The sequence below is a fragment of the Oleiphilus sp. HI0067 genome, assembly GCF_001635735.1.
Map to the genome: position 1 here is coordinate 1 of NZ_LWFI01000866.1, position 11,296 is coordinate 11,296.

The 11,296-nt window shown below is 45.0% G+C and carries 10 protein-coding genes and 1 pseudogene; 6 read left to right on the forward strand and 5 right to left on the reverse strand.

Annotated features, from left to right (window positions below; all coding sequences use genetic code 11):
- The 4 genes from A3739_RS29860 to A3739_RS09315 all read left to right on the forward strand — a co-directional run.
- A partial coding sequence (locus tag A3739_RS29860) for a helix-turn-helix domain-containing protein (RefSeq protein WP_197472241.1) occupies window positions 1-546 on the forward strand: 546 nt, incomplete at its 5' end.
- Window positions 547-602: 56 nt separating this feature from the next.
- Window positions 603-1,928 (forward strand): MATE family efflux transporter, encoded by a 1,326-nt coding sequence (locus tag A3739_RS09305; RefSeq protein WP_068757781.1) that lies wholly within the window; start codon window positions 603-605, stop codon window positions 1,926-1,928.
- Window positions 1,929-1,947: 19 nt separating this feature from the next.
- The gene (locus tag A3739_RS09310; RefSeq protein ID WP_068476172.1) at window positions 1,948-2,319 is read left to right on the forward strand and encodes a translation initiation factor Sui1; all 372 of its coding nucleotides are present in this window, start codon (window positions 1,948-1,950) and stop codon (window positions 2,317-2,319) included.
- 20 nt (window positions 2,320-2,339) lie between these two features.
- Window positions 2,340-2,990, forward strand: coding sequence for a glutathione S-transferase family protein (locus tag A3739_RS09315; RefSeq protein WP_068476173.1), 651 nt, complete (start codon window positions 2,340-2,342; stop codon window positions 2,988-2,990).
- Window positions 2,991-2,995: 5 nt separating this feature from the next.
- Here the strand turns inward: A3739_RS09315 and A3739_RS09320 are convergent, their stop codons facing one another.
- Window positions 2,996-4,363, reverse strand: coding sequence for an L-serine ammonia-lyase (locus tag A3739_RS09320; RefSeq protein ID WP_068476174.1), 1,368 nt, complete (start codon window positions 4,361-4,363; stop codon window positions 2,996-2,998).
- Between the two features lie 70 nt (window positions 4,364-4,433).
- Between A3739_RS09320 and A3739_RS09325 the strand changes: the two genes are divergently transcribed.
- Window positions 4,434-6,620 carry a penicillin acylase family protein gene (locus tag A3739_RS09325; protein ID WP_197469512.1) on the forward strand — a complete coding sequence of 729 codons (2,187 nt, stop codon included), beginning with the start codon at window positions 4,434-4,436 and terminating at the stop codon, window positions 6,618-6,620.
- Between the two features lie 77 nt (window positions 6,621-6,697).
- Here the strand turns inward: A3739_RS09325 and A3739_RS09330 are convergent, their stop codons facing one another.
- The 4 genes from A3739_RS09330 to arsH form a co-directional block, all read right to left on the reverse strand.
- Window positions 6,698-7,429, reverse strand: coding sequence for an SGNH/GDSL hydrolase family protein (locus A3739_RS09330; protein ID WP_068476176.1), 732 nt, complete (start codon window positions 7,427-7,429; stop codon window positions 6,698-6,700).
- Between the two features lie 334 nt (window positions 7,430-7,763).
- On the reverse strand, window positions 7,764-8,504 hold the full coding sequence (locus A3739_RS09335; protein ID WP_068476177.1) for a hypothetical protein: 741 nt from the start codon (window positions 8,502-8,504) through the stop codon (window positions 7,764-7,766).
- Window positions 8,505-8,779: 275 nt separating this feature from the next.
- Window positions 8,780-9,847: a hypothetical protein gene (locus A3739_RS09340; protein ID WP_068476178.1), complete on the reverse strand. Its 1,068-nt coding sequence runs from the start codon at window positions 9,845-9,847 to the stop codon at window positions 8,780-8,782.
- Window positions 9,848-10,026: 179 nt separating this feature from the next.
- Window positions 10,027-10,752, reverse strand: coding sequence for an arsenical resistance protein ArsH (arsH, locus tag A3739_RS09345; protein WP_082878337.1), 726 nt, complete (start codon window positions 10,750-10,752; stop codon window positions 10,027-10,029).
- A 307-nt stretch (window positions 10,753-11,059) separates the two neighbouring features.
- Here arsH and A3739_RS28065 point away from each other — a divergent pair.
- A pseudogene (locus A3739_RS28065) lies at window positions 11,060-11,290 on the forward strand (DDE-type integrase/transposase/recombinase); the annotation flags it as partial.
- Window positions 11,291-11,296: the final 6 nt, after the last annotated feature.

An 11,296-nucleotide genomic window follows, 5' to 3' on the forward strand; every position in this document is an offset into this window, starting at 1 on the left:
GGGCTATTTGATCGTGTTGGATCTGCTGCTGGCCAGGCTTTTAGGATAGCTAAACGCACAACAGATACCTCCTACAAAGTTGGTAAGGCACTCATTCAATCTCAAGATCAGTTGAAGTTGATGGTAGCCGCAGGTGAGAGTTTAAAAGATCTACGAGAAGTTGCCGGGCTTACAATCAACGAATTAAACGAAGCACTTCAGCTCAAAGACAAATCGCTTATTGAAGCAGTTGAAAATGGCACTGCTACCCTATCGTTCGAATTAATTTTACGTTTAAGCTCGTTGCTGGCTCGTAACGACCCAATTCCTTTTATATTGAAGTACAGCCGAACGTATTCACCTGAGACTTGGCGACTACTGCATGATTGGGGTGCAGGGAGGCTTCCTCTGCAATATCAGCGTGAGCGTGAATTCATTAACATACTGCGCTCCAAAGATAGTGCACGCGAATTGAGCGACGAAGGGTTTGCCCACGTACTCGCCTATACACGAGAAGCATTTAATATGGCCTTGCACTTCGTAGAAGAGCAAGAGAAAAAGTCCTAAGTCTGTGCTCCAACACCAGTGTATTCACTACTCTCTCAACACTACGTTCTCATTGAATGATTCAATCTGATTTAACAAACGGCCCTGTCGGCCCGCACCTGCGCAAGATGACGATACCCATGATTTGGGGCATTTTATCGATCATGTCGATGAACATCGTCGACACATGGTATGTCGCACAATTGGGTACCGAACCCCTTGCCGCAATGGGATTCACCATCCCTGTTGTCTCAATACTGTTGAGCCTCGCATTCGGCATTGGCATCGGTAGCTCATCGTTGATATCTCGTGCAATTGGTGCAGGTGATACGACGCGCGTTCGTATTTATGCCACGCAATCACTGTTCATAGGCCTGAGCGTGGCGCTGAGTTTCGCGATTATCGGTTATCACAATATTGATACAATTTTTATCGCCTTAGGTGCGCCAGACACCCTACTGCCGTTAATCCATGAGTTTATGGACATCTGGTTCTTAGGCAGTTTTATCGTCGTTATTCCCATGGTTGGAAATTCTGCACTGCGCGCGGCTGGCAACACCTTTATTCCAAGTATGATTATGATCGTCGTCGCCATTGTGAACATCATTCTCGACCCGATACTGATCTTTGGTTATTTCGGACTTCCCGCTTTAGGCTTGCAAGGCGCGGCCATTGCGACCGTCATCTCCTATTCTTTTGCCTTAATCATTGGCCTGTATTTATTGGCTATTAAATTACGCTTTCTAAGCCTCAAGGATTGTCGCGGCAGAATTATCGAAAGTTGGAAAGCGATTCTTCATCTTGCTATTCCCGCGATTGGCACCAATCTTATCGCACCGCTCTCCGTGGCATTCTCAACGTGGCTGGTTGCAGGATATAGCGCAAGCGCAGTCGCAGGTTTTGGCGTTGCTTCTCGGATTGAATCATTGTGCCTGGTTGTCATCATGGCGATTTCTTCAATTATGGGTCCATTTGTAGGGCAAAACTGGGGAGCGAAACGTAAAGAACGTGTTGCAGAAGCACTCAGGCTCAGCCAATCATTTAGCCTTCTCTTTTGTATTGGTATCACCATTATTTTGATGATGTTCAGTCATGAGCTATCAATGTTCTTTACTGACGACGCGGCTGTTGTTTCATCATCAGCGCATTATTTAGAATTGGTACCCTGGTCGTACTTTTTCCTTGCAGTGATTATGATCACTTCTTCAACATATAATGGCATGGGTAAGCCAACTCCATCTTTGCTCATGTCCTTTATGCGATTGATTGGCTTGTTCGTACCACTCGCCTTTGTTGGGCAGTACTTTTATGATTTAGATGGCATCTACATTGCTGCCGCACTCTCAAACTTTATTGTTGGATTGGGCGCCATCATCGGGACACGCTCCCTCATGCGCGCCTAATAAGCTAAGGAAACTAACCGTGCCGAAGAAATTAAACTCCCTCTCAGATCTTGGTGGATTGGTTTACTCCACTGAGCACGGCAAAACCTGCCCAAATTGCGAGCAAGCAATCTCAGCTTGTGCCTGCAGTAAGGACGAGATTCCTGAAGGAGATGGCATCGTACGGGTTCGATACGAACGCAAAGGCCGCGGCGGAAAAGGCGTTACGCTCGTTGATGGCATTCTCGAACCAAGTGATAAATTGAAGTCGCTTGCGAAGGAATTGAAAAAGAAATGTGGCGTTGGTGGAGCAGTAAAAGAACACACTATCGAAATTCAAGGAGACCAGCGCGATATCTTGGTCAAGCTCCTGGAAGATAAGGGCTATACTGTAATACGCTCGGGCGGATAACTCGACTAAAGGGAGCGAGTATGGAATTAGTCATAGGAAACAAAAACTACTCTTCTTGGTCTTTACGGCCATGGTTACTACTTTCCTACTTCAATATTCCTTTTGAAGAAACACGCATACCGCTCGCACAAGCTAGAACGCATGAGTTACTCGCAGAGTATTCTCCGTCCTTCAAAGTGCCTGTTCTTATCGATAGTGATTTGATTGTTTGGGAGTCCATGGCGATTTGCGAATATATCAACGAAACCTATTTGAATGGGCAGGCCTACCCCGCCTCGATAAAAGACCGTGCCTTAGCGCGAGCTTATTGCTCAGAAATGCATGCTGGATTCTCAGCATTAAGAACTGAATTACCCATGAATATCAGAGCCATGCGTCGCGTTAAGATTAGTGACAAATGCGAGCATGATATCCACCGTATCGACGGCATGTGGCAAGACGCCCTTAATCGTCATGATGGCGACTTTCTGTTTGGAAACTTCAGTATTGTTGACTGCATGTTTGCACCAGTCGCGACACGCTTCGCCACTTACAACATTGAAGTTTCTGACACCAGCCTCGCGTATATGGATGCCCTGCTATCCTTACCTGCCATGCAGGCATGGAGCGCATCAGCAACAAACGAACAAGAGGTTATTGCCGCGTCAGAAGTCGGAAGCTCCCGCGCCTAAATCGGCTAACATTCGACCCAAGACGCAGCTAAACCGCCCAACGATGTCTCTTTATACTTGTCCGACATTGCTAAACCGGTTTCGTGCATCGCACTGATACAGCGATCCAACGACATAATATGCTCGCCTTCAGCATTGCGAGCGAGATCTGATGCGAGCCATGCTTTCACCGCTCCAAAAGCATTTCTTTCTATGCAAGGCACTTGCACCAAGCCTTGAATCGGATCGCACGTCATCCCCAAATGGTGCTCTAAAGCGATTTCTGCCGCATGCTCTACTTGCTCAGGCGTTCCACCCTTTAGAGCACAAGCTCCTGCAGCAGCCATTGCCGATGCAGCTCCCACCTCACCTTGGCAGCCAACCTCTGCACCAGAGATAGAACTATTATGTTTGATCAATCCGCCAATCGCTGCCGCACTCAAAAAGAATGTCAGGATCTGAGCATCACTCAAGCCATGCTCAAAATAGTGATTATCCATGTAATACAACACCGCTGGCACAACGCCCGCCGCACCATTCGTCGGCGCTGTCACGATCAACTCTCCTGCCGCATTTTGTTCATTGACGGCAATCGCGTAAACACTCAGCCATTCATGACACTCTATATTTACAGGGCTTTTCACGAGTTTTTGAAAAAGTGTCGCGGCTCGTCGTTGTACTCTTAAAACTCCGGGAAGCTCACCTTCTGCTTGTAGTCCCTTTTCAACACAGCTCTGCATTGCCCGCCATGTTGTTAAAACATGTTCTGAAAACGTCGTCTCTTCTTGAAAGCACAGTTCATTTTTCAGTTTCATCTCAGCAATGCTTAAAGCCGAATCTCCACTCATGCTTAGCATTTCTTGCGCGTTGCAAAATGGGAAAGAGATATCGACCTGACTTAAGCTCAACACATGCTGATCAAGCTCTTGTTCAACAACAATAAAGCCCCCGCCAATTGATGCATATGACTGTTCTAGCAACACCTCATCATCAACCACTAATTCAAAGCTAAGAAAGTTAGGATGCGGCAAATCAGATCGATCGGTATTCCATATAAGATGAACGGCAGGATCATAATAAATCTCCGTGCCTGATAGCTGTTCTGAAGCCTCTATCTGACACTTTAATACACGAAGATCTACGTCAACCAATTGATGAGGCAAGTAACCATTCAAACCCAGTCGAACAGCTTGATCGGTCTCATGCCCTTTGCCAGTAAACGCGAGAGAGCCAAATAAGGTGCAACGAACATAGACCTCCTTAGGTTGCAGATCTGGCTTGTGATCAGCTAATACAGTTGAACGAAATGCATGCGCTGCGCTCATTGGCCCCATAGTATGCGAGCTTGATGGCCCAACACCTATTTTGAACATTTCACTGCAAGCGATAAACATGGTGCACTCCGTTGTTGCAATCCAGAAAACAGAATATAGTGGGCAAAAAAATAATCACAAGCTGTCACTTATGTTCAAACTACCAAAATCTTCGAGTGTTAAAATCCGCGGCCAATTCCCTGATGGGCTAAGCATTCAACGCGACGCCAACGGCGTGCCACATATCAACGCAAACAACTTAAACGATGCCACATGGGGGCTCGGATACTGCCACGCTATTGATCGTGGTATGCAGCTCCAATTTATGCGTATTTTAGGGCAAGGTCGTTTATGCGAACTGCTTGATGATACGAATGAAAACCTCGAGATTGATATATTCTTTCGCCGCATGAACTGGCAGCAAGGCGCAGAAAAAGAACTCAGTAAATTAAACTCAGAAACACATGAATGGCTACTAGCATTATGTGATGGCATTAATGCTGGTTTGAAGCATCGAACATCAGGACTCATGCGCCTATTAATTGGAAAACATGAGCCTTGGACACCAAGCGACATTATGCTGACCTTCCGCATGACGAGCTATCTGACCCTCGCCCAAACTCAAGCTGAATCCGAAAGGCTTTTTATCGAACTCATTCAAAATGGAGTGAGTGATGAAAAACTGAAAAGCTTATTCCCAATCCATGACCAACATATCGATCGCGCCTTAATAGAGAAACTCAAGTTAGGTGATCGTCATCTACCTTTAGAGCTACTATGGCAGAGCGCTGCGCCGAGAATGATGGCATCGAATAATTGGGTGGTTAGCCCGAAAAGAACTGCATCGGGTGCGGCATTAATGGCAAACGACCCGCATCTAGAAGTGAATCGGCTACCCAATGTATGGTACGAGGCCGCTATAAATTACCAAGGGCAATCAACGATCGGCTATGGCATGCCAGGCTTACCTGGCCTTCTGGTCGGGAGAAATAAAACACTGTCTTGGGGCGCAACCTATACCTTCGCAGATACCGTCGACAGCTGGATCGAAGACTGCAAAGAGGGGCAATACCGTGTTGAAGATGAGTGGTTTAAGTTCTCCCAGCGAGAGGAGCTAATTACTCGTAAAAAACACGCAGACCACCGCGAGACCTTCTACGAAAACCATCATGGTGTTCTTGATGGATTGCCCACCGAAACAGGGTATTACCTTGCAACGCATTGGGCGCCGGCTGAATCTGGCGCCACCACGCTAAATGCAGCATTCGCATTAAATAGCGTGAGCACCGTAGCCGAAGCACAAATACACTTGGGCGCGATTGAAAGTGCATGGAACTGGGTGATCGCAGATAGCCATGGCGACATTGGATATCAAATGTCAGGTCTGTGCCCTATCCGTGAAAATAACTGGAATGGTTTTGTACCTGGTTTAGGCTGGGACAAAAGCTACGACTGGAAAGGTTTTCATCCGATTGAAGATCTACCCAGAAGCTTTAATCCTGAATGCGGCTATTTTGTCACAGCAAATCAAGACTTGAATGAATTTGGCAAGACCTCCCCCATCAATATGCCAATGGCGGATCATCGCGCACGTCGTATTAACGACCTACTCTCGCAAAACGCAGAACAAGACTTATTAAGCACGCAAGCAATTCAGATGGATCTCTTTTCACTTCAAGCGAAGGAGTTTATGGATGTACTCAAGCCAGTATTAGAGGAGAATTTTTCAGATCAGCCGCTCGCACAAAGCTTGCTGAATTGGGATCTCTGCTACGACAAAGACTCGATTGCGGCAAACCTATTTGAATGTTTCTACACCGAGCTTCGCCACCTTGTATTTCAAGACGAACAAATTAGCCCAGAACTCACCAAACACTTACGCGAACAAACCTGTTTATTTATCGACTTTTATCAAAACTTTGATCGCTGCTTACTTGAGCCAAGTTCAGTGTGGTATCAAGACAACAACCAAGCAGAATGTTTTAAACAGGCGTTTTTGAACGTGTGCACGCACTTTGAAGAACGAACGTGGGGTCAAACCAACACCTTCCAATTCACAAACATTTTGCTGCAAGGCAAGCTGCCTCTATTCTTTGGTCTAGACAGTAAAACTGTTTCAATGATCGGTGGACGAGCAACACCACATCAAGGCCAGCTTTATGAAGCTGCTGGCCGCAAAACGAGTTTCGCCGCATCAGTGCGCATCGCGGCAGACATGAGTGAACAAATACTTCATACCCGCACAGCAGGTGGCGTTTCTGATAATCCATTCTCTCCATGGTATATGTCAGAAATTCAGGGTTGGCTTGATGGCACCTTTAAAACACTAGAGCCATAAACAAAAAAGCACGCCTAGGGCGTGCTTTTTATTTCGACATTAAACCGATCTAGCCGTAAGCCAGATTCAACTTCTTATCATAGAAGTGGGAACAATACTGGCTCAATTTGTCCTGCAAGGTTCACTGAACCTTCTGGTGTTGGGTGAATGTCATCACTCTCAACTTGGCTCGCTGGAACAGTGCCTCGTGGATCAACAAACTGGCAGCTCGCTACAGAATCACTCTGACAAGCGCTACGAAGCTTATTGTTACCAATGTTCAAAGCTTTCGTTAAGTTCGCATTGCCACGTGGAAGCTCGTAGTAACCCAACCAAACAACGTTAGCAACACCATCTGCATCCATCTGATTCAACAAGTTCACTGCGTTAATACGCTGATCTTCAATCAAGTTTCTGCATGAACGAGAAGGATTCCAACGATACCATTGCGTGCGGCATCCGTAAGGGTCAAAAAGTGTAGCAGGGATCAAGATGTCGTTACCGCCGCCATCCATAAGAATGGTATTGATATCACCATTGAAGCTGTTTGCAGCGGCATATTGCTCATACACAGATGGCGCCAAGCTACCACCTTGTAATTCAGCACCTGACTGCGTGTAGTCACGAAATTGTGTGCCGGCATTAGCCTCTAGCGTTTCTTGAATTACACCATTCAAATCGAAAATAGAGTCACCTAAAGTCACCACGTCATTTCGACCATTTACTTGCTCTTCATATGGGCTACCCGTACAACCCACAACACTTAATACAACAGCAGTTGCTGCCGTTGCTTTTACTACATTAGATACAACTTTTTTTAGATTTATCATTGTTCTCTCCAAGCTTTTTATTATGTCGCCATACTCGCATATGGCGCGCAACATACTAATAAACTAAGAAATTTAGACCTAACAATTAGAGGTCAAAATATGAACATGACAGGCCAAATCATGAACAATGTCGGCCAGTACTAGTAAGGTAAATTCGTAATAAAAAACACATTGATGGAAAATAAGCGGCTACGAAACGTAGACGGTCAATAACGAATTAAGCTAGGAAAACGATCTTAGGTTTAACTTAAAGATGAAACAAAAAAGCACGCCGAGGCGTGCTTTTCTAAAACGAATCTACACGACGTTGCACCGTGTAGATTGGCACTAATGCTTATAGCTTAGTGCTGAATACTGGCCAGATTTGGCCTGCAAGGTTTACAGAACCTGCTGGAGTTGGGTGAATGTCATCACCTTCAACTTGGCTTGCTGGAACAGTGCCACGCGTATCGATGAACGAGCAGCTTGCAGTTGTTGCTGTTTCACATGCGTAGTTCAACCAATCGCCACCTGTATTCAAGATAGAGTTAAGGTTGCTATTGCCACGTGGAAGGTTGTAGTAACCCAACCAAACGATGTCCTGAACACCATCAGCGTCCATTTCATTCATTAGGTCTATGCCAAGAAGAACAGTATCCTCCAACAAGTTGTAGCAAGCATTTGATGGCCACCAGCGGTACCACTGAGTACGACATCCGTATGGGTCAAGAAGTGTTGCAGGAATCAAGATGTCGTTACCGCCACCATCAGCCAACACAACGTTGATGTTCGGATTTGTTGCACGTGCATCACGATATTGATTTGTTACTGAAGTTGCGATCAGGCCGCCAGTGATTTCAGCACCTGATTGCGTGTAATCACGGAACTCTTGACCCATGTTTGCTTCAAGAGTCTCTTGAATCACACCATTTAAGTCAAAGATCGAGTCACCCACACTGATTACGTCGTTACGTCCACCACGGTCTGATACATCCTCATCATAGGGATTACCAACACAACCTACTACAGTGAAAGCTACGGCAGCGACAGTTGCTGCTTTAGCAAGCTTGTTTATTACTGATTTAAGATAAGTCATTGTTCTCTCCAACCTTCCTTATTTTTAGATTTAAAGTGGAGCGAAAATCCTACTTAACAAAAATTCACAGTTGGAGTCAGTTCACGAACAAAGTCCAACCATCTGTTCGCTTTTTATGCAAACCTATCAATAATGGCCATGTTTACATTATTAATGCGAAGCTCATCACAAAATTATCTGCAAGTTAGGTTATCCGTTAAGTCAGATCAAAAAATTCGTTAGATATAAAACGAAAAAACACGCTTTCGCGTGTTCTTTAAAGAGGGCAGGATAAATTAATTCATGCCATACACTCTGGGGCGGTCAAAACGCATCATTCCAATGGTTTCTTCTTGCTTAAGCGAATAAGCGGTACGGTCATCAAAATGCGTAAGACGCAAAATATCTAACTCGGTTTCTAAATCTTCTCCGGTATAACTCTCAAGAAGTGCGGTTCTCGCCTCCATATAGGCATAGCCTTTCGTCCACTGCTCATCACGACGTTGATCTTCTTCTTCCAACTGCGCAATTCGTTCCTCAGGAAAGCCAAGCTGCAAGCGCATTTGATTGATCGTCTCTTGACGCGCCTCAGGGTCCATTCCTGCTAGTTCTTGTTGAACAGCATCCATTCTGAAAATAAGTTGCGTTGTCACACTCGCCGTACCCATCATTAAGCCTGCGGGCGTGTCACCATAATTTTCTTCCATGGCTGATTGAACCAAATAAATTCGCTCTTCCATTGGCACATTTGGATCGGTGCTTAATTCATTCAATACTACTTTTACATTGCGCTCTCTCTGCTCTTCTTGCGCAAACTGTTCGTTCCAAATTTTACGCGCGTCAGACTCGCCAAAAATTTCAATTCGCTTATTCCAAATGGTGTTGTCTTTGGCCACCGCATTGAGCGCTTCAAGGTCGAGGTAGCTGTCAACAAGCCAATCTTCGTAATCGCCCATTTTGTCGACCGCAGCAATAATTTGATCGGCAAGCTCAGGAAACGCCGCTCGCACGATCTGTTCGAACATCATGTGCCCCTGCCCTGGAAAATCTTGCTCTAAGCTGATCAGCAAATCCCGCAATCGTACTTGAACGACAATGTCCTCAATATTGTTCGCGAACTGCTCACGCATGCGTTTGCTGAGTTCGATAACCAGTTCATCGACCTCTGGCATCTCACGTTTTTTAAGGTGGTCTGGAAGTGCTCTGACGTTTTCAGTCTGTTTTGCTTGCATGTCTTGCAAACGTTCTTCAGTACTCGCGACCGGAACCTCAGGTGCGGTTGATGTATTGTTGCTCGTTGAATAAATTACCAAGCCTGCAACCAGTGCAAGAGAGACGGCAGAGAGTATTATTTTTGTTTTCATGGGGTTTCCCTGTTGCTAGTTTTTTTAACGTGTCGTATTTAATCACTCTCTTTTTAGCTTAAACCGTAAATACTTCACATAGCCAGCGATTGGAATCTCATACGCCTTACACAAAAAAGCACGCTTAAGCGTGCCTTTCCAAATAAAACCATCGATTTCGAAAGTTAATCAGACCTTCCTTAAATAACTTTCCGATTTACGCGTCTCATTAGCTCTTCAGCACTTTCTTTACGTTCGGAATATCGATCCACCAAGTAATCAGCTCGGTCACGCGTAAGTAGCGTAAAACGCACTAGCTCTTCGCATACATCTACAATGCGGTCATAAAAGCCTGAAGGTTTCATGCGGTTATTCTCATCAAATTCTAACCATGCTTTAGCAACCGAAGACTGGTTTGGAATCGTGATCATGCGCATCCAACGACCTAACACACGCAGTTGATTCACAACGTTGAAAGATTGCGAACCACCCTCAACCTGCATGACCGCAAGCGTTTTACCTTGCGTAGGACGCACTGCACCAAGAGACAATGGCACCCAATCTATTTGCGCTTTCATGATGCCAGTCATCGAACCGTGACGCTCAGGCGAACACCACACCTGCCCTTCAGACCAGGTCATTAGATCGCGTAGTTCTTGCACCTTAGAATGCGAGGCATCTTCATCGTCAGGTAAAGGCAGTCCAGATGGATCGAAAATACGAGTCTCACAGCCCATTTTTTCGAGTATGCGTGCGCTTTCTTCAACCACTAAACGACTGAATGAGCGCTCTCTTAAAGACCCATAAAGAAGCAAAATTTTAGGAGGATGCGTGCTGTGCTCAGCAACCGCTAATTCATCTTGTTGAGGTGCTTTAAAACAATCTTCAACAAGGTTAGGAAGATCAGTTAAATCGATATCGCTCACGGCTAGCCCTATAAATCTTGAAACAGTAAACGATAGATTATAAGACAAGACCTCGACAATAGCGTGACAATCGAAGGCTTAATTTAAAGTGACGATATGGATTTAGCTACTGACGTTTAGGTTTATTCGAAGCATTATCCATACATTTGAACAACAATTTATAAATGGTTAAGAATAACCAAATTACTAAGATCTTAGGCCTCTCTCCTTCAATAACGTCTGAATTATAAATTTGTTTACTTAGAGAAGGTTTTCATTCTGTGCTACAAAAAACAATCATTAAAATCGAGAATCCGAAGTAGATTAGCCTGACAAGGAATGGGTGACAGATTCTACTTACATACAAACCTATCAAGGCTGGCTATATCTTGCAGTTGTCATCGATCTGTTTTCGCGCAAAGTCATTGATTGGTCGATGAAGGCTTCACCTAAATCTGACTTAGTCATTGATGCATCATTAATGGCAGTTTCACAATGAAGATCGAAAGATAAAGTGCTCATTCATTCCAGCCAAGGTGCTCAATATACTTCGAAAGACTAGCGA

What these genes read in the sequence shown, in the direction of transcription:
- A3739_RS09305 (WP_068757781.1), top strand. Translation starts at nt 603, where the DNA reads ATGATTCAATCTGATTTAACAAACGGCCCTGTCGGCCCGCACCTGCGC.
- A3739_RS09315 (WP_068476173.1), top strand. Translation starts at nt 2,340, where the DNA reads ATGGAATTAGTCATAGGAAACAAAAACTACTCTTCTTGGTCTTTACGG.
- A3739_RS09320 (WP_068476174.1), bottom strand. Translation starts at nt 4,363, where the DNA reads ATGTTTATCGCTTGCAGTGAAATGTTCAAAATAGGTGTTGGGCCATCA.
- A3739_RS09325 (WP_197469512.1), top strand. Translation starts at nt 4,434, where the DNA reads ATGTTCAAACTACCAAAATCTTCGAGTGTTAAAATCCGCGGCCAATTC.
- A3739_RS09330 (WP_068476176.1), bottom strand. Translation starts at nt 7,429, where the DNA reads ATGATAAATCTAAAAAAAGTTGTATCTAATGTAGTAAAAGCAACGGCA.
- A3739_RS09335 (WP_068476177.1), bottom strand. Translation starts at nt 8,504, where the DNA reads ATGACTTATCTTAAATCAGTAATAAACAAGCTTGCTAAAGCAGCAACT.
- A3739_RS09340 (WP_068476178.1), bottom strand. Translation starts at nt 9,847, where the DNA reads ATGAAAACAAAAATAATACTCTCTGCCGTCTCTCTTGCACTGGTTGCA.